The organism is Saccharopolyspora gloriosae (genome assembly GCF_014203325.1).
GTDB lineage: Bacteria > Actinomycetota > Actinomycetes > Mycobacteriales > Pseudonocardiaceae > Saccharopolyspora_C > Saccharopolyspora_C gloriosae.
Genome location: NZ_JACHIV010000001.1, coordinates 445,711 through 472,596 on the forward strand (window position 1 = coordinate 445,711; position 26,886 = coordinate 472,596).

Below are 26,886 nucleotides of genomic sequence, written 5' to 3' on the forward strand. Positions count from 1 at the left end.
GAGCCCCGGTGCCGCAGGTCGATCACGCGTACTGCGCAGCGTACCCAACACCTCGCTCGGCGGTCGTGGTTCGCGCTGGTGCACGATTGGCGGTATGCACCTGATCAGCCTGGACCGGATCCACGCCGCGGCCAAGGAGCTCTCCGACGTGGTCCGGCGGACCCCGCTCGCGCACTCCAGGGTGCTCAGCGATCACGTCGGCGGTGACGTGCACCTGAAGTGCGAGAACCTCCAGCGCACGGGGGCGTTCAAGTTGCGCGGCGCCTACGTCCGGTTGCGCGCGCTCGACGAGCGGCAGCGCGCCGCCGGGGTGGTGGCGGCCAGCGCGGGCAACCACGCGCAGGGCGTCGCCTTGGCGGCGTCGCTGCTGGGCATCCGCTCCACCGTGTTCATGCCGGAGCGCGCGACGCTGCCGAAGCTGGCGGCGACCCAGTCCTACGGCGCGACGGTGCGGGCGGAGGGCGCGGTGCTGTCCGAAACCCTCTCCCTGGCCAAGGAGCACGCCGACCGGACGGGCGCGGAGTTCATCCACCCGTTCGACCACCCGGACGTCCTGGCCGGGCAGGGCACGGTCGGGCTGGAGATCCTCGAACAGCTCCCGCACGCAGGCACGGTGGTGGTGCCGACCGGCGGCGGCGGCCTGATCAGCGGAGTGGCCGCCGCGGTGAAGGCCGTGCGCCCCCAGGTGCGGGTGATCGGCGTGCAGGCCGAGCAGGCCGCCGCCTGGCCCGCGTCGCTGGAGCGGGGCGCGCCGGTGCGCATCGAGGACACCCGCACGATGGCCGACGGGATCGCCGTCGCCGAGCCCGGCGAGGTGACGTTCGCGCACGTGTCCGCGCTCGTCGACGACATGATCACGGTCAGCGAGCAGGCCTTGTCGCGGGCGTTGCTGCTGTGCCTGGAGCGGATGAAGCTGGTCGCCGAACCGGCCGGGGTCGCCGCCGTCGCGGGAATCCTGGAGCGCCCGGACCTGATGACGGCGCCGACGGTGGCGGTGCTCTCCGGCGGCAACATCGATCCGCTGCTGCTGTTGCAGCTGATCCGGCACGGCATGACCTCGGCGGGCCGCTACCTGTCGCTGCGGGTGCGCCTGCCGGACCGGCCGGGGTCGCTGGCGGGACTGGTCGCTCAGCTCGGGGACTTGGCGGCGAACGTGCTCGACATCGAGCACTCCCGGATCTCCGGCGCCCTCGCGCTCGGCGAGGTCGACGTGGAGATCAGCCTGGAGACGCGCGGGCCGGAGCACCGCGAGCACGTGGTCGCCGAGCTGACCCGCGCGGGCTTCACCGTCACCTCCGAACGCTGAAGCACTGATCGTGCGGCGGCGATGCCGGTGATCACGCGCACCGGCACCGCCGCAGGCCCCGGCGGGTCCGCGCGCGAACGGCGCGGGACCCGCCGGGGTTCAACCCGACCCCCTGCGTGGGACGGCGAGGCGACCTCGGAGGTTGCCTTCGATCTTCGTCGCGAAGGATCGGAGGCAGCGTGCCTCAGAGGTTGCCGCGCAGTTCCTGCTCCCTCTCGATGGCTTCGAACAGCGCCTTGAAGTTGCCCTTGCCGAAGCCCAGCGAGCCGTGCCGCTCGATGAGCTCGTAGAACACCGTCGGCCGGTCGCCGATCGGCTTGGTGAAGATCTGCAGCAGGTAGCCGTCCTCGTCGCGGTCGACGAGGATGCCGTGCTCCTTCAAGGTCTCGATCGGCAGCCGCACCTCCCCGATGCGGGCCCGCAGCTCCGGGTCGTCGTAGTACGAGTCGGGCGTGGCGAGGAACTCCACGCCGGCGGCGCGCATCGCGGTGATGGTGCGCAGGATGTCGCCGGTGGCCAGCGCGATGTGCTGGCAGCCCGCGCCCCGGTAGAACTCCAGGTACTCGTCGATCTGCGACTTCTTGCGCCCGGCGGCGGGCTCGTTGAGCGGGAACTTGACCCGGTGGTTGCCGTTGGCGACGACCTTGCTCATCAGCGCGGAGTACTCGGTGGCGATGTCGTCGCCGACGAACTCGGCCATGTTCACGAAGCCCAGCACCCGGTTGTAGAACCCGACCCAGCGGTCCATGTCGCCGAGTTCGACGTTGCCGACGCAGTGGTCGACGGCCTGGAACAGGCGTTTCGGCGCCCCTTCCGGTTTGACGTAGCCGCTGCTGCGGGCGACGTACCCGGGCAGGTACGGGCCGGTGTAGCGGCTGCGGTCGATCAGCGTGTGCCTGGTCTCGCCGTAGGTCGCGATGGCAGCGGTGCGCACCACCCCGTGCTCGTCGGTGAGGTCGTTTGGCTCGTCGAGCACCGTCGCGCCCTGCGCGCGGGCGTGTTCGACGCAGCGGTCCACGTCCTGCACTTCCAGCGCGAGGTCGACCACGCCGTCGCCGTGCGCCCGGTGGTGGTCGGCGAGCGGGCTGTCCGGATCGACGGCTCCCTGCAGCACGAAGCGGGCGGAGCCGGACTTGAGCACGTAGGACTTGTGGTCGCGGTAGCCGTGTTCGGGGCCGCGGTAGGCGACGAGCTCCATGCCGAACGCGACCTGGTAGAACAGCGCGCTCTGGGTGGCGTTGCCGACGACGAACACGACCGCGTCCATCGCCCGCACCGGGAACGGGTCGTGGCTCGTGTCGTGGTCGACGAGTCCGACGAGTCGGCGCATCTGATCGAAGGTGACGTCATCGAGCTTGCCGGTGGTGCCGATGTCGTCGTGGTCGACGGTGCCGGTCACGATGGCCTCCCTGCCTTGTGCGAGGTTCGTGCGCTGCAGCGTGAGCCGGTCGGGCATGCTGCGCAAGGGACTTCCGTTCTGCTGGGCAAGGTGTGCAGAAGTGCCGATCGGCGGGCGGATCGGCTGGTCAGGTTGTGCAGGGAGGCGCTGGTGGACTTCGAGGAGACCGAGCTGGACGCGCTCGACGCCCGGCTGCTGCTGTTGCTGGCCGACGAGCCGCGCCTCGGCGTGCTGGAGTGCTCGCGGCGCCTCGGCGTGGCGCGCGGGACGGTGCAGGCTCGGCTGGACCGGATGCGTCGGCGCGGGGTGCTGCGCGGTTTCCCGCCGGATCTGAACCTGGCGGCGATGGGGTACGGGTTGACCGCGTTCGCGGTGCTGGAGATCGCGCAGGGGCAGCGCAACGCGGTGGCGCAGCGGCTGGCCGCGATCGACGAGGTGTGCGAGGTGCACACGACCACCGGCGAGGGCGATCTGTGGGTGCGGTTGGTGGCGCGTTCGAACGCGGACCTGCAGCGGGTGATCGACGAGGTGGTGGCGGCGCCGCAGGTGTTGCGGACGTCGACGTCGATCGCGTTGTCCACGCCGGTGCCGCCGCGGGTGCGGCCGTTGCTGGAGCGGCTGGCGGGTGATCCTCCGGCCGCGCCTTGACGATCTCGCGCGGGGCTGAGTATCTTTCTTTTTGAAACGTTTTAAGATCACTGCGCCCGCTGGGGTTCGACTCGGCCCGGCCCGTTCCTCGCGGTGATCGTTCGTCGCTGCCCCTGACCGCATGCGATTTCGTTGCAAATCCGAGGCAACCTCTCGGTTCGCACCCGCGCCGCCCGTCCAGCGGTGTTGATGCGCAGGCATGAAACGTTTAACTGATCCGTCCGAGCTCACTCCGGAACAGCCCAGCGCAGTGCTGATCCGCGGTCCCCGCCGGCGAAGATCCACCCGCCCGTGATCGCCACCGGCGCCCCGCGCTGGGAGAAGGAAGGCGACATGGACCGTCCTTGACCGACCCGGCGCACCGTCCTCAAAGCCACCGCGGGCACCGCCGCGTTCGTCGCGATGAGCCCCGGCGGCACGGCCGCCGCCGGGCCCGGCATCCGCGTGACCGGCACCGGCGTGGAACACGCGGCCGAACCGCTCGGCCTCGACGTGCCCCGGCCACGGCTGAGCTGGCACCTCGGTTCCGATGCGCGTGACCAGGTGCAATCCGCCTACCGGCTGCTCGTGGCGACCTCCGCCGACCTGCTGCGCGAAGGCTCCGCCGACGTGTGGGACAGCGGCGAGGTGCCCGCGGGGGACTCGCTGCTCGTCGAATACGGCGGCCCCCCGCTGCGGCCGCGCACCCGCTACTGGTGGTCGGTCCGGGTCTGGGACGCGCAGGGCACCGCCTCGCCGTACGGAGAACCGGCCTGGTGGGAGACCGGTCTGCAGGACGCGGCGAACTGGACGGCCCGCTGGATCCGGCCACCCGACGGCGGCACCGCGCAGCTGCGCAAGGACTTCCACGTCGCCGCCCCGGTCGTGCGCGCCCGGCTCTACGCCACCGCGCTCGGCGTCTACGAACCGGAGCTCAACGGCCACCGCGTCGGCGATCACCGGCTCGCGCCTGGCTGGACCGACTACCGGGTGCGGGTGCAGTACCAGACCTACGACGTGACGGAACTGGTGCGCGACGGCGACAACGTGCTCGGCGCGCACCTCGGGCCCGGCTGGTACGCGGGGCACGTGGGCATGTTCGGTCCCGGCCAGTACGGCGACCGGCCGCTGCTGCGAGCGCAGCTGGAGCTCGACCACGCGGACGGGAGCCGCAGCACCGTCGGCACCGACGACGGCTGGCGCACGACGACCGGAGCCATCCGCTCCTCCGACCTGCTGATGGGCGAGGAGCAGGACGCCCGCGCCGCGACCCCGGGCTGGAGCTCGCCCGGCTACGACGCGAGCTCCTGGACCGCCGTCGAAGTCGACGACGGCATCGCGGTCGCCCCCGTCGCCCAAGCCGATCCGCCGGTGCGCGCGACCGAGCAGCTGCCCGCGGTGAACCGGACCGAACCCGCCCCCGGCACCTTCGTCTACGACCTGGGCCAGAACATCGTGGGCGTGGTGCGGCTGCACGTCGACGCGGCGGCGGGCACCGAGGTGCGGGTGCGGCACGCGGAGGTCCTCAACCCCGACGGCACCGCCTACACCGACAACCTGCGGGAGGCCACCGCCACCGACACCTACGTGCTCGCCGGCGGCGCCGCGGTCCTGGAACCGAAGTTCACCTTCCACGGCTTCCGCTACGTCGAGGTCACCGGCGCCGCCCCCGAACCCGCCGACGTGGTGGGCCTGGTGCTGCACAGCGACCTGCCGCAGACGATGTCGCTGAGCACCGATCAGCCGATGCTGGACCGGTTGCAGCGCAACATCACCTGGGGGCAGCGCGGCAACTTCCTGTCCATTCCCACCGACACCCCGGCCCGCGACGAGCGGCTCGGCTGGACCGGCGACATCAACGTGTTCTGCGGGACCGCCGCCTACGTCGCGGGCTCGGCCGGGTTCCTCGCGAAGTGGACCACCGACCTGCGCGACGCCCAGAGCGCGGACGGCGCGTTCCCCGACGTCGCTCCCGCCGTCGGCGACCTCGGCGCGGGAACGGCCGGGTGGGGCGACGCGGGCGTCACGGTCCCGTGGTTGCTCTACGAGCGCTTCGGCGACCGGCGGGCGCTCGCGGAGAACTACCCGGCGATGCTGCGCTGGCTCGACCACCTGACCGCGACCAGCGACGGGGACCTGCGCCCGGCGGACGGGGCGCGCTACGGGGACTGGCTCAACGTGGACGAGGAGACGCGGCGCGACCTCATCGCCACCGCCTGGGTCGGCTACGCGGCGCGGGCGGCCGCGCAGGCCGCCGACGCGCTCGGCGAAACGGCCGACGCGCAGCGTCACCGCGACCACCACGGACGAGTGCGCGAGGCCTTCCAGCGGGCTTACCTGGACGAGACCGGCCGCTTGCGCGACGACGCCGCGGCGGGCCGTGGCGACACCCAGACCGGATACGTGCTCGCGCTGTCGTTCGACCTGGTGCCCGCGGAGCTGCGCGCCGCCGGGGCCGATCGGCTGGTCTCGCTCATCGAGCAGCGCGGCGGGCACCTGGCCACGGGTTTCCTCGGCACCCCGTACCTGTTGCCGGTGCTCACCGACACCGGTCACCTCGACACCGCTTACCGGCTGCTGGAGCAGCGCGAATTCCCCTCGTGGGGGTATCAGATCGACCGCGGTGCCACGACCATGTGGGAGCGCTGGGACTCGATCCGGCCGGACGGCGAGTTCAACGATCCGTCGATGAATTCGTTCAACCATTACGCCTACGGTTCCGTCGGCGAATGGATGTACCGGACGATCGCGGGCATCGAACCGCTCGACCCGGGTTTCCGCAGGGTGCTCGTGCGACCGCGCCCGGGCGGCGGCGTGCGGCGGGCGGCCGCGCGGTTCTCCGGGCCGTACGGGGAGATCGCGACGCGGTGGTCCCGGGTGGACGGCGGGTACCGGCTCGAAGCGGAGGTTCCGGTGAACACCACCGCCGAGGTCCACGTGCCGATCGCGGTGCGCGCCGATCCGAATGCGTCATTCATTCGACGGGACGCTGAATACGATGTGTACGAGATCGGTTCAGGAAAGTGGGAATTCACTTCCTGACGTTTTCGATGCGAAATCCACGATGCGCGGCAACGGGAGCCGAACGGGTTGGTCTCGCTGATCGAGTGGTCTGCGAGACCAAGCGCGTCGTGTTATCGGGGGCGTGATGCGAAGACGTGCGCGCGCCGCCCGGAGTGCGCGATAAAGCGAGCGCCGATAAGCGGAGCGGGCGTGCTCAGGTCACGCCCGCTACCGCTGATGGTTCAGCCGGCGAAAGGCTCGGCCTTGACCAGGGTCACCTTCATGGTGCCGCCGTTGGGCAGTTCGTACTCCCGCGTCTCGCTTTCCTTGGCCTCCAGCAGCGCCTGGCCCAGCGGGGAGGTCGGGGAGTACACCTCGAGGTCGCCGTGCGCGCCCTCTTCCCGGTTGGCCAGCAGGAACTGCTCGGTGTCGTCCTCGCCGTCGTAGCGCACGGTCAGCACGGATCCGGGCTTGGCCACGCCGGACTCCGTGGGCACGTCGCCGACCTGGGCGGTGCGCAGCAGTTCCTGCAGCTGGCGGATGCGCGACTCGAGCTGGCCCTGCTCCTCGCGAGCGGCGTGGTACCCGCCGTTCTCCTTGAGGTCGCCTTCCTCCCGGGCCTCGTTGATCTTCGCGGCGATCACCGGGCGGTTGGCCACGAGCTCATCGAGCTCGCCCTTGAGCCGCGCATAAGCATCCTGGGTCAGCCAGGTCACCTGGGTATCGCTCACGGTCACCACTCCTCGTCGACGGCGACCCGCCTTCCGCGGGCCGACAACTTCCGTCCTTGCGAATTCCGGGTACTGCTAGGAACGGAAAAAACACGGCCCGCGCGGGACCGTGCTGCTGATGACGATAGCACAAATCAGCCCACCGAAGGAGTGCATTATCTCAGCATCCGGGGCCGACTAGAGTTGTTCACCCGGTTGGCCGCTGGTGGGTGGACAAATATTCAGGAACGCGGTAGGTACAGCCGTACACCTCCCCGATGGTCGCTCGATGAGAGGTACGGAGCACCGTGCCCAGCTGGATCGTGCCGTCCGCCGGGGGCACCAGAATCTCTTTTCGCCCGACCTCTTCGCCGGATTCCGCGCGACCCCGGATCACGCACGCGGCGGGCTTGGCCGGATCGTCGCGCCGCACTTCGGCGGTGACCTGGACGGAACCGTCGTCGAGCACTTCGAACGCGGTCTGCTTGCCTTCGATCGGCGGGCTGCCCAGGTTCTGGTACCCGACGAGCGCCACGGCGATGAGGACGACGACCGCGACGGCTCCGAGCGCCCAGCGGGCCACCGGCGGGACGGTTCGCCGGGCGCGAGACCCGTACCGCCCTTCGGGGACCTGGCTGCTCACCGTCCGCCGCCTCCTGCTCCGATCGGGGTTAGCCGGATCGGACGATGCCCGCCCGGCCGTTCGGGAATGTCGGCCCATTGGGAACAATGGGTGGCGACACCCTCGTTGAGTATCCCTGTGGGTGTCCGGCCGGCAGTCAGCGGGGCCGGGTGTGACGTGAGCAGGAAGGAACATGCCTCCGATGGCCGAGAAGCTGCGTCTGATGACGGTGCACGCGCACCCGGACGACGAGTCCAGCAAAGGGGCGGCGACCACCGCGCGCTACGTGGCCGACGGCCATGACGTGATGGTCGTCACCTGCACGGGTGGTGAAGCGGGCAGCATCTTGAACCCGGCCATGGAACGACCGGACGTGCTGGCCAACATGCAGGCGATCCGCAGGCAGGAGATGGCGGAGGCCGCTGCGATCCTCGGCGTCCGGCACCGCTGGCTCGGCTACGTCGACTCGGGCCTGCCCGAGGGCGATCCGACGCCACCGCTGCCGGAGGGCTGCTTCGCCACGGTCGATCCCGCGGGGCCGACCGCCGACCTGGTGGCGCTGCTGCGCGAGTTCCGCCCGCACGTCGTGATCACCTACGACGAGAACGGCGGTTACCCGCACCCCGACCACATCCGCTGCCACGAGGTGTCGATGGCCGCGTTCGACGCGGCGGGCGACCCGGAGCTGCACCAGGACGCGGGCGAGCCGTGGCAGCCGTTGAAGCTGTACTACTCGCACGGCTTCTCCCGGAAGAAGATGCAGCTGTTCCACGACGCCCTGCTGGAGCGCGGCCTGGAGTCGCCCTACGGCGACTGGCTCGCGAAGTGGGACGGCAGCAGGCCCGACAACGACGAGCGGGTCACGACCCGCGTCGAGTGCGGGGCATACTTCGAGGTGCGGGACAACGCGCTGCGCGCGCACGCGACCCAGATCGACCCGGACAGCCGGTGGTTCGCGGTCCCGCTGGACATCCAGCGAGCGCTGTGGCCCACGGAGGACTACGAGCTGGTGCGCTCGCTGGTCGATTCGACGTTGCCGGAGGACGACCTGTTCTCCGGAGTGCGGGAGAAGGTGTCGGCATGAACGCGCACGAGGCGCTGACCTGGGTGGTCGCGCAGTCGCCCGCTCCGCCGGCGGACCCGGGTGGTCAGGGCGAGGACTTCGGCAAGTCCTCCCCGGTGGGGCTGTTGCTGCTGGTCGTGTTCGCCATCGCGGTGGCGTTCCTGATCCGCTCGATGACCAAGCACTTGAAGAAGCTGCCGGTCAGCTTCGACGAGCAGCGCGCCGCCGCGGCGGCCCCGGCCCGCGTCCAGCGAGCCGAAGCCGCAGCCAAGGCGAAGGCCGAAGCGGACGCGGCGGGTGACGCCGACCCCGAAGCGGCCGACGCCGAAGCCAAGGGCGGCGGTACCACTACCCGCTAGCCCCCGTCCGAGCGCCGGATCGACCCTGCGAGCAGGGGTGTTCCGGCGCCGGGCCGGATGGGTGCGGTGATCACCGGCGGGTGGGAGGGTTGCGGCATGAACCGGCTTGAAGACGCGACCAGCCCGTACCTGTTGCAGCACGCGGACAACCCCGTGCAGTGGTGGCCGTGGTCGCCGGAGGCGTTCGAGGAGGCCCGCCGCCGGGACGTGCCGGTGCTGCTGTCGGTCGGCTACGCCGCGTGCCACTGGTGCCACGTGATGGCGCACGAGTCCTTCGAGGACGCCGACATCGCGGCCGTCATGAACGAGCACTTCGTGAACATCAAGGTCGACCGGGAGGAGCGTCCCGACGTCGACTCGGTGTACATGGAGGCCACCCAGGCCATGACCGGGCAGGGCGGCTGGCCGATGACGTGCTTCCTCACGCCGGACGGCGAACCGTTCCACTGCGGCACCTACTACCCGCCGAAACCGCTGCACGGGATGCCGTCGTTCCCGCAGCTGCTCGACGCCGTGGCCGCGGCGTGGTCGGAGCGCGGCGCCGAGGTTCGGCAGGCCGCGACCCGAGTCGTCGAGCAGCTCGCCGGGCAGCGCCCGCCGCTTCCCGAATCCAGCCTGGACGACGAGGTGCTGGAGTCGGCGGTGTCCCGGCTGGGCTCCGAGTTCGACGAGGCGAACGCCGGGTTCGGCGGGGCGCCGAAGTTCCCGCCGTCGATGGTCGTGGAGTTCCTGCTGCGCCACCACGAGCGCACCGGCTCGGCCGAGGCGCTGCGCCTGGCGCAGCGGTCCTGCGAGGCGATGGCCCGCGGCGGGCTGTACGACCAGCTCGCCGGTGGTTTCGCGCGCTACAGCGTCGACGCCGAATGGGTCGTGCCGCACTTCGAGAAGATGCTCTACGACAACGCCCTGCTGCTGCGCGCCTACGCCCACTTGGCACGGCTGGACACCGACTCGGCTGAGTCGGCGCGGCGGGTGACCCGCGAGACCGGTGAGTTCCTGCTGCGAGACCTGCGCACCGCCGAAGGCGCGTTCGCCGCGTCCCTCGACGCCGACACCGAGGGCGTCGAAGGGCTCACCTACGTCTGGACGCCGGAGGAGCTGCGCGAAGTGCTCGGCGAGCAGGACGCGCAGTGGGCCGCGGAGCTGCTCGCCGTGACCCCGGACGGCACCTTCGAGCACGGCGCCTCCACCCTCCAGCTGCACCGGGATCCTGACGACCCGGTGCGGTGGCGCCGGGTTCGCGAGGTCCTCGCGGACGCCCGCGCCCGCCGGCCGCAGCCGGGGATCGACGACAAGGTGGTCACGGCGTGGAACGGCATGGCGCTGACCGCGCTGGTCGAAGCCGCCGCGGTCCTCGACGAACCGCAGTGGATCACCGACGCCGCCCGGGTCGCCGAGCTGCTGGTCGAGCGGCACCTCGTCGACGGGCGGTTGCGCCGCAGCTCCCGCGACGGCGTCGTGGGCCATGCGGCCGGGGTCCTGGAGGACCACGGCTGCCTCGCGGAGGGGTTGCTCGCGCTGCACCAGGCCACGGGTGAGCGGCGGTGGCTGGACGCGGCGTGCGAGCTGCTGGACACCGCGCTGGACAAGTTCGCCGATCACGAGAACCCCGGCGTCTTCTACGACACCGCCGCGGACGCGGAGGCGCTGGTGCGGCGACCCTCCGATCCCACGGACAACGCCAGCCCGTCGGGTGCTTCGGCGACCGCCGCCGCGCTGCTGACGGCCGCCGCGCTGGCCGGCTCGGACCGCGCCACCCGGTACCGCGAGGCCGCCGAGCAGGCGGTGTCCAGGGCGGGACTGCTGGGGCAGCGCGCGCCGCGCTTCGCCGGGCACTGGCTGGCCACCGCCGAGGCGCTGGCACACGGGCCCGTGCAGATCGCCGTCGCCGGAGACCAGGACGCGGACCGGGCCGAGCTGCTGGCCGTCGCCCGCAGGCACGCGCCGGGCGGCGCGGTCGCGGTGGCGGGACCACCGGAGGCGGACGCGGTGCCGCTGCTGGCCGGGCGCGGCCTCGTCGACGGGCGCACCGCCGCCTACGTCTGCCGCGGGTACGTATGCGATCGCCCGGTCACTTCGGCCGACGAGCTGATGTCCGCGCTCGCCCGCTGATCAGCGCGCCGCCCGCCTGCCCTCGTGCGGCAGGCGGGCGGTGCGTCCCAGGTCAGGCGTAGAGGGCGAGCCAGATCGACACGTGGTGGCAGATCGCCGCCACCGTCACGGCCGCGTGGAAGAACTCGTGGTACCCGAAGGTCTTCGGCCACGGGTCCGGCCACCGGCTCGCGTAGCAGATCGCGCCCAGCGAGTAGAGCACGCCGCCGACCACGAGCAGCACGAACGCCGCCACGCCCGCGTTCGACAGCAGCTCCGGCAGCACGAACACGGCGACCCAGCCCAGCGCGAGGTACACCGGCACGCCGACCCAGCGCGGCCCGTTCGGCCACGCCAGCTTCAGCACCACGCCGCCGAGCGCGCCGCCCCACACCACGGCCAGCACGACCGCGCCGGTGGTGGGCTGCATCGCCAGCATCGCGAACGGCGTGTAGGTGCCCGCGATGAACAGGAAGATCATCGAGTGGTCCAGGCGGCGCATCCAGGTCCGCGCGTCCACCGAGTTCCAGGTCTTGCGGTGGTAGAGCGCGCTGACCCCGAACAGGCCGAGCACGGTCGCCACGTAGATGGAGGTCCCGAGTGCCGCGGCGGCACCCACGGTGGCCGCCGCGAGCGAGATCAGCGTCGCGCCCGAAGCGACGGCGGCGACCAGGGACCAGAGGTGGATCCAGCCGCGCATCCTCGGCTTGATGTCGGAGGTGGCGCGTCGAGCTGTCAGGGCGCTAGTCACAGCGCAAGATTACGGGACCGTAGGTTGTGCGCCTTCCCCCAATGGCGGTGATGTCCGTTGCAGCTCCGCGGCGCGATTCCGGCCGTCACCGTCCGCATTCGGCGGAGGGACCGTCGGGGCTGGACAGGGGCGCGCGTAGTCTCAGGGAGCGTGGCGCTCAAGGTTCGTGTGCGAGAACTCATCTATGACGTGTACGAGAGGCGGCTGCGCCGCAAGCTCAGAGGCGCCAGAGCGCCGCGACATGTGGGCGTGATCCTCGACGGCAACCGCCGATGGGCGAAGGAAGCCGGGCTCGACATCGCGCACGGCCACCGGGCGGGTGCGCGCAAGATCAGCGAACTGCTCGGCTGGTGCCAGGAGGCCAAGGTCGAGGTGGTCACGCTGTGGCTGCTGTCGACCGACAACCTCAACCGCTCCAGCGCGGAGCTCGACGCCCTGCTGGAGATCATCGCCGGGGTCGTCGACGAGCTCACCGACGCGAGCAACCCGTGGCGGGTGCGCATCGTCGGGGCGCTGGACATGCTGCCCACCGAGACGGCCGCCCGGCTCTCGGCCGCCGCGCTGCGCACCGAGGGGCGCACCGGGATGCAGGTCAACGTCGCCGCCGGTTACGGCGGACGGCAGGAGATCGCCGACGCGGTGCGCAAGCTCCTGCAGCAGCACGCGGAGACGGGCACCACCATCGAGGAGCTCGCGGAGTTCCTCACCGTGGACCACATCTCCGAGCACCTCTACACCTCCGGCCAGCCGGACCCGGACCTGCTGATCCGCACGTCCGGTGAGCAGCGGCTGTCCGGTTTCATGCTGTGGCAGTCGGCGCACTCGGAGTTCTGGTTCTGCGAGGCGTACTGGCCGGCGTTCCGGCGAGTCGACTTCCTGCGCGCGTTGCGCGAGTACTCGGCGCGGCACCGCCGCTACGGCGCGGGCTGAGCGTTCGACCGGTGCGCCCCGCGGTACGGCGGCGGGAGCGCACCGGATTCGGCCCAGCCGCGCGGAAATCGTTCACCGCGCAGCAAAAAGGCCAGGTCCCGAAGGGCCTGGCCTTTTCTGCATCCACACGAGCGCCGAGTGTGTCAGCCCTTGGCGGAGGGGTGGTCGACCACCGGGGCGTTGACGCACTGGCTGGTCTGCGGCGACAGGATCGGGACGACGGCGCCGAGGACGGCGACGTTGTTGCCGCACAGCTGCACCGGCACCGCGCTGATGTTGTTGTCGTTCAGCACGTTGACGCCGTCGTTGTCGGCGCTGTCCGCGTTGGCGATCGGAGCGAGGGCCATCAGGCCAGCCGCCGCACCGGCGACGATCACTGCCTTCTTCATCATTGCGTTCACTCTCCTTGTGTATTGCCGCGGGATGCCCTGAAGCGGCACGATTACCCGTGTGCGCGCACACCGCCACCGATTCAGGGCGATCGAGATGTCACCGGAGAACGGATCCTGCTCGAATCGTCGAACGGGATTCCGGCTAGGTCGGTGACACTACCTCGAAATCAGAAATCCGTCGCATTCGACACACGTGAAGCGAAATGAGATCGTCTCTCGCGAACCGCTCCAAGTGGGTTTCCCGCGACTGGGGCTAGAGCCTGCTCAGCCCTTGGCGGAGGGGTGGTCGACCACCGGGGCGTTGGTGCAGTCGCTGGTCTGCGGCGACAGGATCGGGACGACGGCGCCGAGGACGGCGACGTTGTTCCCGCAGGCCTGGACGGGCAGCACGCTGAGGTTGTTGTCGTTCAGCAGGTTGACGCCGTCGTTGTCCGCGCTGTCCGCGTTGGCGATCGGTGCCAGCGCCATCAGACCCGCCGCCGCGCCGGCGACGATCACTGCCTTCTTCAGCACTTGGATGCTCCTTGTTGTTTCGGGTGTTGCGGCCGCGGTCCCTCGTTCACGAGCACCCCGGAAGTCGCCCAGGGAGGCAGCCGCGAAAAAAACCTAACCATTCCTGAAGGTGTAAGCACAGCTGGGTAACACCATCGTGTGGTCTATTAATTTGGCCCTCAAGTTCTGGGTCGTGCTCGGTTTGCGGCTACCGGGGAGTAAGAAATCGCTCGCATATCATCCGGCGATTCCGGTTCGATCGCGGGGTTGCGCGCAATGGTGTTCGGCGGCTTCCGGTGCTGCTCGCGCGGCCGTACCGTCCGGATGTGGACCCCTCGGAGCTGGTGCGCGGATACCTCCGGCTCGGGTTGCGCTTCGGCCGGCTCGACGACGGGACGGTGCTGTCCTGCACCGCCGATCCGCGGACGTGCCGCGGCGTCGAGCGTGAGCCCGTATCAAGCCCCGGCGCGCTCGTGGCGCAGGCCGCTCGGCTGCGCGCCGCGCTGCCGGATTCCGGGCTGCCGGAGGTGCGTGCCAGGTTCCTCGACGCGCAGCTCGCCGCGCTGGAGTGCCGCGGCAGGAAGCTCGCCGGGCAGCCGATGTCGTTCCGCGACGAGGTCGAAGGGTGCTTCCAGGTCCGCCCGGAGCGCGGCGATCCGGAGCGGTACCGCCAGGCGCACGCGGAACTGTCCGACGTCCTGCCCGGCTCCGGTGATCCGGCGGCGCGGCTCGCCCTGCTGTCCGAGCGGGAGCGGGTGCCGCCGGAGGTGGTGCCGCGGGCCGTCCGGGCGCTCTCGGCGGCCTTGCGCGCGCGGGTGCGCGCGCGAGTGGAGCTGCCGACGCAGGAGCAGGTCCGCTACCGCTTCGTCCGCGCCCGGCCGTGGGCGGCGCTGCACCGGTACCTGGGCGAGTTCCGCTCGCTGGTGGCGATCGACCTGGAGCGCGCGGGGTGGGCGGGGAACCTCCCGGCACTGGTCGCGCACGAGTCCTACCCCGGTCACCACGCCGAGCACTGCCGGAAGGAGCGGCTGCTCGTCGATGAGCGCGGGTGGCACGAGCACCGCATCGCCCTGCGGGACACGCCGCAGTCGCTGCTCGCCGAAGGGCTCGCGGACGCAGGGCTGCGCCTCGCGGTGGGGCCGGGCTGGGGGAGGTGGGCGTCGGAAGTGCTGGCGGAGTCCGGCGTCGCCTTCGACGGGGAGCTGGCGGAACGGGTGCACGACGTGCTGCTGCGGCTGCGCCGGGTTCGGCTGGACGCTGCGTTGTGGCTGCACGAGGACGGAGCGGGCGAGGACGAGGTGGTGGCTCGGCTGGTCCGCTGGGCGTGCCTGCCGGCGGCGCGGGCTCGCGCGTTCGTGCGGTTCATCGCGGATCCGCGGTGGCGGCTCTACGCGGTCACCTACGTCGTGGGAGCGGAGCTGCTGCACGGGAGGATCGCCGCCGGAGAGGACCTGGGGAAGCGGCTCGGCGAGCCGTGGACGCCGGTCGCGCTCGCCGACGTCCCGTCGGTGAACGGCCGGGCGGGCCTGCCGGGGGAATCGGCGCTGATCCGATCAGCGGATGCGTTCAGCTAGCCGAAAAGCACGAAAGATCCCGTTGTTCACTCGATCAGACCAAAGTGGACGCTGTGTTGATCACGGCACGTGCGTACGTTCGGGGGGTCCCGCGGCCGTGTTCCGAAGTCACCGCCACATCGTGGAAGCGCCGCTGTGAGCAGGCATTTCAACGTCATCGGGGAAGTCGGACGCGGTGCGCGGTGGCATCCGGGTGCACTGAACCCGGTGCGTACGTGACACCCGTCTGACGTTCTGGCGAATCACCTGTGTGGTCGCCTGCCCAGAACGGAATCACGGAGGTAGCGTCCGAAGTGACGGGTCGACGCGTAAATGGCCCGTCCGGGGAGGCCCTGACCGTGGCTGTTGGCTGGATCGGACGGTATCACCGTCCTCCGTGGTCGCTCGGGGCCGGTGCGCGGCCTCGGTGGCTGCGCCGGACCGTCCGTCGGTTCGGCCAGGCCAGGCAGGGGCAGGCCCGGCCCGCCGACGAGCAGGCGTGTGCCCCACGCCCGCGAGGGAGTAGCCGTGACCACACGACGTTCCCAGGCCGCAGCGGAACACCCGGCCCAGGCCGAGGTTTCCGCAGGCGTCGCAGCCCCAACGGAGGTCCGCACCTACGTGCTCGACACCTCGGTGCTGCTGTCCGATCCGTGGGCGATGACCCGCTTCGCCGAGCACCGCGTGGTGCTACCGCTGGTCGTGATCAGCGAACTAGAGGCGAAGCGGCATCACCCCGAACTCGGCTGGTTCGCCCGCGAGGCCCTGCGCGGCCTCGATGAACTGCGAATCGAGCACGGCCGTCTGGACGCGCCGGTCGAGATCGGCGAGCTCGGCGGCACGTTGCACGTCGAGCTCAACCACTCCGATCCGCAGGTGCTGCCACCAGGTTTCCGCACCGACTCCAACGACGCCCGGATCTTGGCGTGTTCGCTGAACCTCGCCGCGGACGGGCACCTGGTCACCTTGGTGACCAAGGACATGCCGTTGCGGGTGAAGGCGGCGTCGGTCGCGCTGGAGGCCGACGAATACCGGGCTCAGGACGTGGTCTCCACGGGCTGGAACGGCATGGCGGACCTCGACGTGCCACCGGAATCGGTCGACGTGCTGTTCAAGGAGGGCGAGGCCGATCTCGACGATGCCAAGGACCTGCCCGCGAACACCGGGCTGCGGCTGCTCGCCGGCACCCAGAGCGCACTGGGCAGGGTCACCGCCGACAAGCAGGTGAAGCTGGTGCGCGGCGACCGCGAGGCCTTCGGCCTGCACGGCCGCTCCGCCGAGCAGCGCATCGCGCTGGACCTGCTGCTCGACCAGGACGTCGGCATCGTGTCGCTCGGCGGCCGGGCCGGTACCGGCAAGTCGGCGCTCGCGCTGTGCGCCGGGCTGGAGGCCGTGCTCGAACGCCAGCAGCACCGCAAGGTCGTGGTGTTCCGGCCGGTGTACGCGGTCGGCGGCCAGGAGCTGGGCTACCTGCCGGGCAGCGAGAACGAGAAGATGCAGCCCTGGGCGCAGGCGGTCTTCGACACGTTGGGCGCGTTGGCCAGTGAGAACGTGCTCGAAGAGGTCACCGAGCGGGGCATGCTGGAGGTGCTGCCGCTGACCCACATCCGGGGCCGGTCGCTGCACGACTCGTTCGTGATCGTGGACGAGGCCCAGTCGCTGGAGCGCAACGTGCTGCTCACGGTGCTGTCCCGGCTCGGCGCGAACTCGCGCGTGGTGCTGACCCACGACGTGGCGCAGCGGGACAACCTGCGCGTCGGGCGGCACGACGGGGTCGCGGCGGTGATCGAGAAGCTCAAGGGGCACCCGCTGTTCGCCCACATCACGCTCACCCGCTCGGAGCGCTCGCCGGTGGCGGCGCTGGTGACGGAGATGCTGGAAGGGGAGTTCACGCCCTGAGCGACGGCCGGTCGGGGGCGCCCGCGACCACGGGCGCCCCTGACCGGGCTCGCGACGGCAGGACGAAGGCCTCCGGGGCCGGAGGCCTTCGCGTCGTCGGAGGCGAACGGGTCCCCCCCGCAGGTCACCAGCCGGTGGGCAGCGGGCGGCCTTCGGCGAAGCCCGCGGCGGACTGGATGCCGACCAGCGCCCGCTCGTGGAACTCGGCGAGGGTGCGCGCTCCCGCGTAGGTGCAGGAGGAGCGCAGGCCGGAGCTGATCTCGTCCAGCAGGTCCTCGACGCCGGGGCGCTTCGGGTCGACCTTCATCCGGGAGCTGGAGATCCCTTCTTCGTAGAGCGCCTTGCGGGCCTGGTCGAAGGCGCTGTCGGTGCGGGTCCGGGCGCCGACGGCGCGCTTGGACGCCATGCCGAAGGACTCCTTGTACGCCCGGCCGTGCTCGTCGCGCAGCAGGTCGCCGGGTGATTCGTGGGTGCCCGCGAACCAGGAGCCGACCATCACCGAGGAAGCCCCGGCTGCCAGCGCCAGCGCCACGTCCCGCGGGTGGCGGACCCCGCCGTCGGCCCACACGTGCTTGCCGAGTTCGCGGGCGGCGGCGGCGCATTCGGCGACGGCCGAGAACTGCGGACGGCCCACGCCGGTCATCATGCGGGTGGTGCACATGGCGCCCGGACCGACGCCGACCTTGATCACGTCGGCGCCGGCTTCGACGAGGTCGCGCACGCCGTCGGCGGTGACCACGTTGCCGGCGGCCACGGGCACCGTCGGGTCGAGCGCGCGCACCGAGCGCAGCGCGTTGATCATCTTCTCCTGGTGGCCGTGCGCGGTGTCCACGACGAGCGCGTCCACGCCCGCAGCGAGCAGCGCCGCCGCCTTGCCGGGCACGTCACCGTTCACGCCCACCGCCGCGGCGACCCGTAGCCTGCCCGCGGCGTCCAAAGCGGGCGCGTAGATCTCCGCGCGCAGCGAACCGCGCTGGGTGAGGATCCCGGCGAGCCTGCCTTCGGCGTCGACGGCGAGGGCGACCTGCCTGCCCTGGCGGTCGAGCTGCTCGAAGACCTCGCGCGGCTTGGTCTCCAGCGCCAGCACCACCGGGTGGTGGTCGGCGACCTCGCCGACCCGGGCGAACCGGTCCACTCCCGCGCAGGCGGCCTCGTCGACCACGCCCACCGGCCGCCGGTCGTCGTCGACGACCACGACGGCTCCGTGCGAACGCTTCGGCAGCAGGTTGAGCACGTCGGCGACGGCGTCGTCCGGGCGCAGCACCAGCGGGGTGTCCCAGACGGGGTGGCGCTCCTTCACCCACGACACGATCTCGGCGACGGCGCTCGGGGCGACGTCCTGCGGCAGCACCACGAGCCCGCCGCGGCGGGCCATGGTCTCGGCCATCCGACGGCCCGCGACGGCGGTCATGTTGGCGACCACGACGGGCAACGTCGCGCCCGATCCGTCGGAGGTCGAGAGGTCGACGTCGAACCGGGACTCGACGCCGGAGCGGCGCGGTGCCAGGAACACGTCGTCATAGGTCAGGTCGGTGGTGGGCTGCTGCCCGTTCAAGAACTGCACAGTCGTCCACGATACGTGCCGGACCGGCCGCGACGATGTGATTCGCCCGCACGACCACCTGCTGTAGAGGCGCGGGAACGGGCTGTAGATCATCCGGAAGTGTGGCGCCTCGATGTTGCGGATGTTGCGGCGGCACGGCTAGGTTTGACAGCAGCTGCGCACCGAGGTGCGTGGAAGTAAGCCGGGACCCCCCGCCGGAGGCGGGACCCCGGCCTCTGCGTTTTCAGGGGCCCGGTCACGAGGCATCCACTTCGATCACGATCGCGGCGCTGGACAATTGCTCCAGATGTCGCTCGTCGCCTCGGTACGCGGCCAGCGCAGCCCCGCACACGATGTCCGGAAGCCAGAGCAGCGCATCCGTGCTGCCGGGCATGAATTCGATGTGCACCTTCGTCGAGATCACTCGTTTGCGCTTGCAGACTGCGAGCGTCTGCTTGTCCAGCTTGTCGTTGCGAACCTGGCGCGACTCCATCACCAGCATGTTCGTTCCCGCCGCCTCGATCTCCGGCAAGACCGCTTCCAGGCACTTCCGCCGGGCTCGTTCGGCGTTCATCGGGAGTGCGGTGCCCACGGTGGCCAAGCTGATGCTGCGGAATGCGCTCGCGACCTTGGCGAGCTCTTCCCGCCGGAGGTCAGGTTCTTTGCTCCAGTGGAGCTTCTGCCCGCCTTTGCGCAAGCCTCCGAGCGTGGTGCGGATGGTTTCGGCCTCGGTCAGGTCGACGAGGCTTGCGGTGAGGATGTAGACGCCGAGATCGAGGTCGTAGGACTCGTCGGCGTAGGCGGCGAAGAACACTCACCTGACTAGATCGGGAACGTGCGTTCGAGATCAAGCTCGTGCACTCGAACGAGTTGAAAGATCACCGGTGGGTTGGAAACGCGGTCTGGCCGGGCCGGGTTCGTGCGAGGCGCCGCTCAGATCTCTTCGCCGCTGAGGAGGGGTTCGAAGGAGCGGTAGGCGCTGTAGTTGCGGAAGAAGCGGCTGTAGAGCTCGGAGCCGTCGTCGAAGGTGGCGTCCTCGACCTGCTTGACCTCGATGAGCTCCTTGAACTTCCAGGTGATCAGCTCGCCGTCCTCGTTGTGGTAGCTCGCCGCCTGCTGCTTGCCGTAGTCGACGGCCTTCTCCTTGGCCTCCTCGTCCGATTCGGCCTTGACCAGCACGAAGGACTCCTCGTAGAGCTGGGGTTCGGCGGCGGATTCCGACGAGATCTCGATGAGCATCAGCGCGACGTAGAACTCGGCCTTGGCGGAGGTGGTGCTGGGCTGGAAATCGCGCGGATCGATGCTGCCCGAACCGATGTCGATGGAGCCGACCTGCTCGTCGTCGCCTGGTGTGGTCATGGCTCCACTTTCTCATCCCGCGCTCCGCCGCCGGGAAGCATGGCCCGCACCGCCTCGATGGTGTCGGCGGTGGCCGCGTCCTTGTCGGGGCGGTAGCGCAGCACGCGGGCGAAGCGCAGCGCGACCGCTCCGGGGTAGCGGGTGCTGACCTGCACGCCGTCGAGTTCGATCTCCACGACGAGCTCGGGCGCGAGGTGCACGGTCCAGTCGTCGCGGTGCGTCTCGTGGCGGGGGAACTCGCTGGTCTGCCAGGTGAGGAGTTCGTCGGTGAGTCCTTTGAACGTCTTGCCCACCATGATCGGCGGCCCGCCGTCGGGATCGCGGGCCCCGAGGTGCAGGTTGGACAGGTGGCCGCTGCGCCGCCCGTGGCCCCATTCGGCGGCGAGCACCACCAGGTCGAGCGTGTGCGAGGGCTTGATCTTGCGCCAGGTCCGGCCGCGGCGTCCCGCCGCGTACGGCGAGTCGAGCGCTTTCACCACGACGCCCTCGTGGCCCGCGTCGAGAGCGTCGTCCAGGACCGCCGCCGCGTCGGCGTCGGAATGCGGACGCACGCCGGGGACCCGGTGTTCCGGTGCGATTCGGGCGAGCGCGTCGAGCCTGCGGTGCAGCGGCTCGTCGACCAGGTCCGTTCCGTCCAGATGCAGGCAGTCGAAGAAGTAGGGCCGCAGCACCTCGTCGCGCGGGCTCTGCGCGCCGAAGCGGGCCATCGTCTCCTGGAACGGGCGTGGGCGTCCGGAGTCGGCGAGCGCCAGCGTCTCGCCGTCGAGGACCGCGGAATCGCAGGTCAGGCTCCGGGTGAGGGCGACGATCTCGGGGACTTGGCCGGTGATCTCGCGCAGCGTGCGGGTGTAGACGTGCACCTGCTCGCCGGACCGGTGGACCTGGATGCGCGCGCCGTCGAGCTTGTACTCGACGACGCAGGCGCCGAGCTCGGCCAGCGCCGCGTCCAGCGCGTCGGCGGGGGAGGCGAGCATCGGCCGCAGCGGCCTGCCGACTTCGAGGCGGACCTCCGCGAGCGCCGCCGAACCGCCCAGCAGCGCGGCCTCAGCGGTGGCGGGCAGCCTGCCGGAGAGCATGAACGCGCGGCGCACGGGCGCGGCGGGCACGTCGGCGGCGCGGGCGACGGCTTCGAGCATCACGCCCTCCAGCGCCCCTTGCCGGAGCTCGCCGCCGAGCAACCGGATCAGGAACCGCTGCTCCTCGGCGGTGGCCTTGCCGAGCAGGTCGTGCAAGGCCTCGGCGCGGCGCCGTCCCGAGCCGGTGCCGGCGATGCCGCGCAGCCCGTCGACCGCCGCGTCGACGTCGAGGACGGTGAGCGAAGGGGTGGTCGCGGGCTCGACGTGCAGCGCCGACAACGTCGACCACCCGACCCCGACCCGGCCGCCGGGCAGTTCACCTGCGAGCAGCGCGGTGGCGGGCCGCACCTCCGCCGCGTCGAGCCCGGTGAGCAGCCCGGCGATCGCGGTCACCTTCGCGGTGCGGGCGCGGGTGGCCGCGACCTCGGCGGATGCGGCGACGACCGCGTTCAGCGACACCATCCGCCCATGGTGCCCACGTCCACCGACAACTCGCTCAAGATCGACGGAACCGCGGGGGTGGCGCGCGGCGTCTCAGTCGTGATCCGGAACCACTGGGGGTGCTCCGGATCGGCCGTGCGCCTCGCCGAACAGCGGGGCGCACGGCCGCGTCCGGCTCACTTCGGCTGCGCCATGCCCAGCACGTCGAGGGCGGTGTCGAGCTGCTCCAGGGTGAGCGTGCCCGCGTCGACGTGACCGCGTTCCAGCACGACCTCCCGGATGGTCCGGCGTTCCTTGAGGGCCTGCTTCGCGATCGAGGCGGCCTCCTCGTAGCCGATGAAGCGGTTCAGCGGCGTGACGATCGACGGCGATCCCTCGGCGTACTCGCGGGCGCGCTCGGCGTTGGCCGTGACCTCGGCGAAGACCTTGTCGGCCAGCAACCGGGACACCGCCGCCAGCAACCGCGCGGATTCCAGCACGTTGCGCGCGATCACCGGCAGGTTCACGTTGAGCTGGAAGTTGCCCTGCGCGCCGGCGAAGGCGACGGCCGCGTCGTTGCCGATGACCTGGGCGACGACCTGCAGCGTGGCCTCCGGGATCACCGGGTTCACCTTGCCGGGCATGATCGACGAGCCGGGCTGCAGGTCCGGCAGCGCCAGTTCGGCCAGGCCGGTGCGCGGGCCGGAGCCGAGCCAGCGCACGTCGTTGGCGATCTTGTTCAGGCTCACCGCGACGGTGCGCAGGTGACCGGAGGTCTCCACCACGCCGTCCTGGGTGGCCTGCGCCTCGAAGTGGTCGCGGGCCTCGGTCAGCGGCAGTCCGGTGACGCGGGCGAGCTCTTCGGCGACGGCCTGGCCGAAGCCTTCCGGCGCGTTCAGGCCGGAGCCGACGGCGGTGCCACCGATGGGCAGTTCGCCGAGCCGCCCCAGACCGGAGCGCAGCCGTTCCACGCCGAAGCGGACCTGCGAGGCCCACGCGCCCGCCTCCTGGGCGAGCGTGATCGGGACCGCGTCCATCAGGTGGGTGCGCCCGGACTTGACGACCTCGGTCCACTCGGCGGCACGTCCCTCGACGACCCCGGCCAAGTGCTCCAGGGCGGGGATGACTTCGCTGAGCACGGCTTCGGTGGCCGCGACGTGGATCGTCGTGGGGAACGTGTCGTTCGACGACTGCGAGGCGTTGACGTGGTCGTTCGGGTGCACCTCGCGGCCGAGCCCGCGGGTGGCGAGGGTCGCGATGACCTCGTTGGCGTTCATGTTCGACGAGGTGCCCGAACCGGTCTGGAAGACGTCGATCGGGAAGTGCTCGTCGTGGCGGCCTTCGGCGACTTCGTCGGCCGCGGCGGCGATGGCCTCGGCCATGTCGGCGTCGAGGATGCCGAGCCTGCCGTTGACCCGTGCGGTGGCGGCCTTGAGGAGGCCGAGGGCGCGGATCTGGGCGCGTTCGAGCCCGCGGCCGGAGATCGGGAAGTTCTCCACGGCGCGCTGGGTCTGCGCGCGGTACAGGGCTTCGGCGGGGACCCTGACCTCGCCCATCGTGTCGTGTTCGATCCGGTAGTCCTGTTCAGCCATGACCGAAGTGTCCTCCGATCCGGCCGGTCCGGTCAGTATGGGCCGCCCCACTTCCAGCCGGTCGGGACGCGGAACGCGGGTGGTGGGCCGATCACGTTGGCCGGGCTCGTAGCCGGTCCGGTTCCGCGCAGGTCGCGGGGTCGCCGCGGGCGCCGGGCGGGTGCGCGTCGGCGACATCGGGCGGGCGCGGGGGCTAGGCTCGGATGTGATCCACGTTGCACCGGTGCGAGTGGGGGTGGGCATGTCGGAGCCGTTCGAGGTCGATCTGCTGGTCGTGGGCGCGGGCCCGACGGGGCTGTTCGCGGCGTACTACGCGGGGTTCCGGGACCTGTCGGTGGCGGTGGTGGATTCGCTGCCGGAACCGGGCGGTCAGGTGACGGCCATGTACCCGGAAAAGATGATCTTCGATGTGGCCGGGTTCCCCGCGGTCCGCGGCCGGGACCTGGTGGCCGCGCTCGTGGAGCAGGCGGCGCAGTACGACCCGGTCTACCTGCTCGGGCGCGACGCCACCGAGCTGTCCGATGTGGACGATGGAGTGCTGGTCCAGGTCGGGGGCCGGCCGGTGCGGGCGCGGGCGGTGCTGGTCACCGCGGGTATCGGTGAGTTCTCGCCGCGTCCGCTGCCCGCGGGTGGGGACTGGCTCGGGCGCGGCGTCGTGCACTTCGTCCCCGACCTGTCCGTGCACGGCGGTCACGACGTGGTGGTCGTCGGCGGTGGCGATTCGGCGTTCGACTGGGCGCTCGCGCTGCACCCGATCGCCCGCAGCGTCACGCTCGTGCACCGCAGGGCGCGGTTCCGCGCGCATCCCGGTCTGGTGCGCAAGGTCGAGGACCTCGGCGTCGAGCTCATCACCGAGGCGCAGGTCGCGGAGGTGCGCGGGGACGCGGACGGCGTGCACGAGGTGGAGCTGGCGCTCGGCGACGAGCGCCGGGTGCTACCGGCGCGAACCGTCGTCGCCGCCCTGGGCTTCACCGCCGACTTGGGCCCGATCGAATCCTGGGGCCTGGACCTGGACAAGCGCTCCATCAAGGTCGACACCACGATGCGCACCACCCGCTCCCGCATCTACGCGGCAGGAGACGTCGCCTCCTACCCCGGCAAGGTCAAGCTCATCGCCACCGGCTTCGGCGAGGCCGCCACAGCAGTGAACAACATCGCCGCGACCATCAACCCCGAAACCCACCTCTTCCCAGGCCACTCCTCCAACCAGAGCTGACCCACACCCCCAGCAGAAACCCCACGCAACGGACGGCGAAGCCGTGCAGTTGGGCGGGCGAAGCCACGCCTGCCTCGCGGCCGAAGGCCGTGCCCGGCGGCGAAGCCGTGCAGTGGACGAGCGAAGCGAAGTCTGCCTTGCGGCCGTAGGCCGTGCCTGTATGTGCGAAGCACATAGCCCACGTCGAGAAGACACCTGAGGTTCCGCCACCCGACCCCCAAAGCAAAAAGACCCCGACCCCCGCACACGTGGAACGGCCGCCCTTCCGTAGGGAAGGGCGGCCGGACTAGGGACCACGGTCAGGCCGCGGTGTTCTCCTCGACCCAGTCGGACAGGGCCGACACGTCGGTGTAGATCGAGGGGCCGGTCGCGCAGTTCGAGTCGCTGTTGCCGGAGCGGCTGGTGGCGCCGATCAGTTCCCAGGAGCCTTCGGTGCCCTTGATCTGCGGTCCGCCGGAGTCGCCGTAGCAGGCGCCGGAGTCGCCACCGGGGTTGGAGGTGCAGATCTCGCTCTCGCCGGTGATGCCGGAGCAGTCGGCGTCGTCGACGACGGCGGTGTCGAGTTCTTGCAGCGTGGCGGGGGCTTCGCCGCCGGGTGCCGGGACGGTCTGGCCCCAGCCGATGATGCGGGTTTCGGTGCCGGTGGCGCCGGATTCGGGGGCGATCGAGATGGGTGCGGCTTCGACGGCCTTGTCCAGCTTGATCACCGCGAGGTCCGCCGAGGGGTGGGTGGCGATGTCGGCGATCCCGGCTTCTTCGCCGCCGGAGGCGTGCTCCAGGCTGCCGACGCGCACGGAGAGGTCCGCGGGCTCGCTGCCTTCGACGCAGTGCGCGGCGGTGACCGCCCAGTCCGCCTTGATCAGCGAAGCGCCGCAGATGTGCCCGCCGCCGGACTGCAGCGACACCATGAACGAGTAGGTCTCGGTGGCGTCGTGTCCGCCCACGACCATCGGGGTGGGCTCTTCGGCGGCGGATGCGGGCATGGCCATCGCGAGGGCGGCGCCCGCGGCGAGCACTCCGGTGAGCAGGGAGCGTGTGCGCATGGGGGACGAGTCCTTCCGTACACCCGGCTCGGGGATCGGCCGGTAGTGGAGCTCGGTCCGGTGCGGCGGGCCGAGTGACCACTGACGGTAAGGAGCTTCACTCGACCGAGGCACCCACTTATGGCGGTGTGCCCGTCGCCCCTACGCCGGTGCCGCGGCGCCGATGCGGGTCGAGGTGCAGGTCAAGTCCGCCCGATCGGCCGATTTCGGGGAAATACCGGGAAAAAGTGCCCGTCGCCCCAGCGAGGATCGATCCGGAGAGCACAAGAAAGGACCGCCCACCCCATCGGGATGAGCGGTCCGTTCGGCCTAGCGGAAGATCAGGGCAGCAGCCCGTGGCGGGCGTTCTCGCCCGCGCCGTCGAGGTCCACGTCGGAGTACTCGCGCAGCTTCGTCAGCTTGTGCAGGCCCTCGATCATCCGCACCGTGCCCGACTTCGAGCGCATCACGATGGACTGGGTGCTGCACCGGTTCGCCCGGTAGTGCACGCCCTTGAGCAGCGCGCCGTCGGTGATGCCTGTGGCGCAGAAGAAGACGTTGTCGCCGCGCACCAGGTCCGTGGTGGTCAGCACCCGGTCCACGTCGTGCCCGGCGTCGATCGCCTTCTGCCGCTCCTCGTCGTCCTTCGGCCACAACCGGGTCTGGATCTCCCCGTCGAGGCACTTCAGCGCCGCGGCCGTGATGATGCCTTCGGGGGTGCCGCCGATGCCGATCAACATGTCGACACCGCTGTCCGGCCGGGCCGCGGCGATCGCGCCTGCCACGTCGCCGTCGGAGATGAACTGGATGCGGGCACCCGCCTCGCGGACTTCGCGGACCAGGTCCTCGTGCCGCGGCCGGTCCAGGATGCAGACCGTCACGTCGGAGACGTCGATGTGCTTGGCCTTCGCGACGCGGCGGATGTTCTCGGCGGTCGGCGCGTTGAGGTCGACGACGCCCGCGGCCTCGGGGCCGACGGCGAGCTTCTCCATGTAGAACACCGCGGACGGGTCGAACATGGCGCCGCGCTCGGCGACGGCGAGCACGGCCAGCGCGTTCGGCATGCCCTTGCTCAGCAGCGTCGTCCCGTCGATGGGGTCGACGGCGACGTCCACCTCGGGACCTTCGCCGTTGCCGACCTCCTCGCCGTTGAACAGCATCGGCGCTTCGTCCTTCTCGCCTTCGCCGATGACGACGACGCCGCGCATCGAGACGGTGCCGATCAGCTTGCGCATGGCGTCCACTGCGGCGCCGTCACCTGAGTTCTTGTCACCGCGACCCACCCAGCGCCCGGCGGCCATCGCGGCGGCTTCGGTGACCCGGACCAGCTCCATGGCCAGGTTGCGGTCGGGTGCCTCGTGGCGGCCCTGCGTGGTGGACGTGCTCATCGCGCCTCCCGGTATGGCGAGCTGACTTCATCGGCATGGCGCGCCGGCTCCGCGCGCCGCACTCGTTACCGGG

23 protein-coding genes are annotated in these 26,886 nt (G+C 71.0%); 10 read left to right on the forward strand and 13 right to left on the reverse strand.

All coding sequences use genetic code 11. From position 1 onward, the window contains the following. Positions 1-94 precede the first annotated feature (94 nt). Positions 95-1,306, forward strand: coding sequence for a threonine ammonia-lyase (gene ilvA, locus BJ969_RS02105; RefSeq protein ID WP_184476777.1), 1,212 nt, complete (start codon positions 95-97; stop codon positions 1,304-1,306). A gap of 184 nt (positions 1,307-1,490) precedes the next feature. On the opposite strand, the gene hppD is transcribed toward ilvA, so the two are convergent. Continuing rightward, entirely contained in the window at positions 1,491-2,636 is a 1,146-nt protein-coding gene (hppD, locus tag BJ969_RS02110; protein ID WP_246457285.1) for a 4-hydroxyphenylpyruvate dioxygenase, read from the reverse strand. Positions 2,637-2,855: 219 nt separating this feature from the next. Here hppD and BJ969_RS02115 point away from each other — a divergent pair, with 219 nt between their 5' ends. Further along, entirely contained in the window at positions 2,856-3,353 is a 498-nt protein-coding gene (locus BJ969_RS02115; RefSeq protein ID WP_184476779.1) for an Lrp/AsnC ligand binding domain-containing protein, read from the forward strand. Positions 3,354-3,755: 402 nt separating this feature from the next. After that, positions 3,756-6,374 (forward strand): glycoside hydrolase family 78 protein, encoded by a 2,619-nt coding sequence (locus BJ969_RS02120; RefSeq protein ID WP_184476780.1) that lies wholly within the window; start codon positions 3,756-3,758, stop codon positions 6,372-6,374. 203 nt (positions 6,375-6,577) lie between these two features. On the opposite strand, the gene greA is transcribed toward BJ969_RS02120, so the two are convergent. Both greA and BJ969_RS02130 read right to left on the reverse strand, forming a co-directional pair. Further along, entirely contained in the window at positions 6,578-7,066 is a 489-nt protein-coding gene (gene greA / locus BJ969_RS02125; protein ID WP_184476781.1) for a transcription elongation factor GreA, read from the reverse strand. A gap of 187 nt (positions 7,067-7,253) precedes the next feature. Then, entirely contained in the window at positions 7,254-7,688 is a 435-nt protein-coding gene (locus BJ969_RS02130; protein ID WP_266091285.1) for a DUF4307 domain-containing protein, read from the reverse strand. Positions 7,689-7,869: 181 nt separating this feature from the next. Between BJ969_RS02130 and mca the strand changes: the two genes are divergently transcribed. The 3 genes from mca to BJ969_RS02145 all read left to right on the forward strand — a co-directional run bounded on the left by mca (position 7,870) and on the right by BJ969_RS02145 (position 11,201). After that, on the forward strand, positions 7,870-8,751 hold the full coding sequence (gene mca, locus BJ969_RS02135; protein WP_184476783.1) for a mycothiol conjugate amidase Mca: 882 nt from the start codon (positions 7,870-7,872) through the stop codon (positions 8,749-8,751). Beyond that, positions 8,748-9,089 carry a hypothetical protein gene (locus tag BJ969_RS02140; protein ID WP_184476784.1) on the forward strand — a complete coding sequence of 114 codons (342 nt, stop codon included), beginning with the start codon at positions 8,748-8,750 and terminating at the stop codon, positions 9,087-9,089. The genes mca and BJ969_RS02140 overlap by 4 nt, the downstream gene beginning before the upstream one ends. Before the next feature lie 96 nt (positions 9,090-9,185). Beyond that, entirely contained in the window at positions 9,186-11,201 is a 2,016-nt protein-coding gene (locus BJ969_RS02145) for a thioredoxin domain-containing protein (RefSeq protein ID WP_184476786.1), read from the forward strand. Positions 11,202-11,253: 52 nt separating this feature from the next. On the opposite strand, the gene trhA is transcribed toward BJ969_RS02145, so the two are convergent. Continuing rightward, positions 11,254-11,880 carry a PAQR family membrane homeostasis protein TrhA gene (gene trhA, locus BJ969_RS02150; protein WP_184484667.1) on the reverse strand — a complete coding sequence of 209 codons (627 nt, stop codon included), beginning with the start codon at positions 11,878-11,880 and terminating at the stop codon, positions 11,254-11,256. Between the two features lie 201 nt (positions 11,881-12,081). Between trhA and BJ969_RS02155 the strand changes: the two genes are divergently transcribed. Further along, complete coding sequence (locus BJ969_RS02155) at positions 12,082-12,861, forward strand: isoprenyl transferase (RefSeq protein ID WP_184476788.1); 780 nt, start codon at positions 12,082-12,084, stop codon at positions 12,859-12,861. Positions 12,862-13,004: 143 nt separating this feature from the next. On the opposite strand, the gene BJ969_RS02160 is transcribed toward BJ969_RS02155, so the two are convergent. Beyond that, positions 13,005-13,253: a hypothetical protein gene (locus tag BJ969_RS02160; RefSeq protein ID WP_184476790.1), complete on the reverse strand. Its 249-nt coding sequence runs from the start codon at positions 13,251-13,253 to the stop codon at positions 13,005-13,007. A 264-nt stretch (positions 13,254-13,517) separates the two neighbouring features. After that, on the reverse strand, positions 13,518-13,766 hold the full coding sequence (locus BJ969_RS02165) for a hypothetical protein (protein WP_184476792.1): 249 nt from the start codon (positions 13,764-13,766) through the stop codon (positions 13,518-13,520). A 305-nt stretch (positions 13,767-14,071) separates the two neighbouring features. Between BJ969_RS02165 and BJ969_RS02170 the strand changes: the two genes are divergently transcribed. Together BJ969_RS02170 and phoH2 are read left to right on the forward strand one after the other, a co-directional pair. Next, complete coding sequence (locus tag BJ969_RS02170) at positions 14,072-15,319, forward strand: DUF885 domain-containing protein (RefSeq protein WP_184476794.1); 1,248 nt, start codon at positions 14,072-14,074, stop codon at positions 15,317-15,319. 507 nt (positions 15,320-15,826) lie between these two features. After that, a complete protein-coding gene (gene phoH2, locus BJ969_RS02175; RefSeq protein WP_184476796.1) occupies positions 15,827-17,197 on the forward strand; it encodes an RNA 5'-3' helicase PhoH2 in 1,371 nt (456 codons plus the stop codon). Between the two features lie 124 nt (positions 17,198-17,321). Here phoH2 and BJ969_RS02180 read toward each other — a convergent pair whose 3' ends face one another. The 5 genes from BJ969_RS02180 to BJ969_RS02200 form a co-directional block, all read right to left on the reverse strand. Continuing rightward, complete coding sequence (locus tag BJ969_RS02180; RefSeq protein WP_184476798.1) at positions 17,322-18,761, reverse strand: GuaB1 family IMP dehydrogenase-related protein; 1,440 nt, start codon at positions 18,759-18,761, stop codon at positions 17,322-17,324. Positions 18,762-18,996: 235 nt separating this feature from the next. After that, complete coding sequence (locus tag BJ969_RS02185; protein ID WP_184476800.1) at positions 18,997-19,554, reverse strand: hypothetical protein; 558 nt, start codon at positions 19,552-19,554, stop codon at positions 18,997-18,999. A gap of 119 nt (positions 19,555-19,673) precedes the next feature. Then, on the reverse strand, positions 19,674-20,099 hold the full coding sequence (locus BJ969_RS02190) for a DUF4288 domain-containing protein (protein WP_184476802.1): 426 nt from the start codon (positions 20,097-20,099) through the stop codon (positions 19,674-19,676). Then, a complete protein-coding gene (locus BJ969_RS02195; protein ID WP_184476804.1) occupies positions 20,096-21,637 on the reverse strand; it encodes an ATP-dependent DNA ligase in 1,542 nt (513 codons plus the stop codon). The genes BJ969_RS02190 and BJ969_RS02195 overlap by 4 nt, the downstream gene beginning before the upstream one ends. 155 nt (positions 21,638-21,792) lie before the next feature. Further along, a complete protein-coding gene (locus BJ969_RS02200; protein WP_184476806.1) occupies positions 21,793-23,187 on the reverse strand; it encodes a class II fumarate hydratase in 1,395 nt (464 codons plus the stop codon). Between the two features lie 241 nt (positions 23,188-23,428). Here BJ969_RS02200 and BJ969_RS02205 point away from each other — a divergent pair, with 241 nt between their 5' ends. Further along, a complete protein-coding gene (locus BJ969_RS02205; protein ID WP_184476807.1) occupies positions 23,429-24,403 on the forward strand; it encodes an NAD(P)/FAD-dependent oxidoreductase in 975 nt (324 codons plus the stop codon). Between the two features lie 299 nt (positions 24,404-24,702). Here the strand turns inward: BJ969_RS02205 and BJ969_RS02210 are convergent, their stop codons facing one another. Together BJ969_RS02210 and glpX are read right to left on the reverse strand one after the other, a co-directional pair. Then, positions 24,703-25,446, reverse strand: a complete 744-nt coding sequence (locus BJ969_RS02210; protein WP_184476809.1) for a S1 family peptidase — start codon at positions 25,444-25,446, stop codon at positions 24,703-24,705. A gap of 320 nt (positions 25,447-25,766) precedes the next feature. Beyond that, entirely contained in the window at positions 25,767-26,813 is a 1,047-nt protein-coding gene (gene glpX, locus BJ969_RS02215; RefSeq protein ID WP_184476811.1) for a class II fructose-bisphosphatase, read from the reverse strand. Positions 26,814-26,886 lie beyond the last annotated feature (73 nt).

Bases quoted from the DNA above. Each gene is read 5' to 3' on its own strand.
- BJ969_RS02160 (WP_184476790.1), bottom strand. From the start codon at position 13,253: ATGATGAAGAAGGCAGTGATCGTCGCCGGTGCGGCGGCTGGCCTGATG.
- BJ969_RS02145 (WP_184476786.1), top strand. From the start codon at position 9,186: ATGAACCGGCTTGAAGACGCGACCAGCCCGTACCTGTTGCAGCACGCG.
- BJ969_RS02200 (WP_184476806.1), bottom strand. From the start codon at position 23,187: ATGGCTGAACAGGACTACCGGATCGAACACGACACGATGGGCGAGGTC.
- BJ969_RS02120 (WP_184476780.1), top strand. From the start codon at position 3,756: ATGAGCCCCGGCGGCACGGCCGCCGCCGGGCCCGGCATCCGCGTGACC.
- mca (WP_184476783.1), top strand. From the start codon at position 7,870: ATGGCCGAGAAGCTGCGTCTGATGACGGTGCACGCGCACCCGGACGAC.
- BJ969_RS02205 (WP_184476807.1), top strand. From the start codon at position 23,429: ATGTCGGAGCCGTTCGAGGTCGATCTGCTGGTCGTGGGCGCGGGCCCG.
- BJ969_RS02195 (WP_184476804.1), bottom strand. From the start codon at position 21,637: ATGGTGTCGCTGAACGCGGTCGTCGCCGCATCCGCCGAGGTCGCGGCC.
- trhA (WP_184484667.1), bottom strand. From the start codon at position 11,880: ATGCGCGGCTGGATCCACCTCTGGTCCCTGGTCGCCGCCGTCGCTTCG.
- glpX (WP_184476811.1), bottom strand. From the start codon at position 26,813: ATGAGCACGTCCACCACGCAGGGCCGCCACGAGGCACCCGACCGCAAC.
- hppD (WP_246457285.1), bottom strand. From the start codon at position 2,636: ATGCGCCGACTCGTCGGACTCGTCGACCACGACACGAGCCACGACCCG.
- ilvA (WP_184476777.1), top strand. From the start codon at position 95: ATGCACCTGATCAGCCTGGACCGGATCCACGCCGCGGCCAAGGAGCTC.
- BJ969_RS02140 (WP_184476784.1), top strand. From the start codon at position 8,748: ATGAACGCGCACGAGGCGCTGACCTGGGTGGTCGCGCAGTCGCCCGCT.
- BJ969_RS02190 (WP_184476802.1), bottom strand. From the start codon at position 20,099: ATGACCACACCAGGCGACGACGAGCAGGTCGGCTCCATCGACATCGGT.
- BJ969_RS02210 (WP_184476809.1), bottom strand. From the start codon at position 25,446: ATGCGCACACGCTCCCTGCTCACCGGAGTGCTCGCCGCGGGCGCCGCC.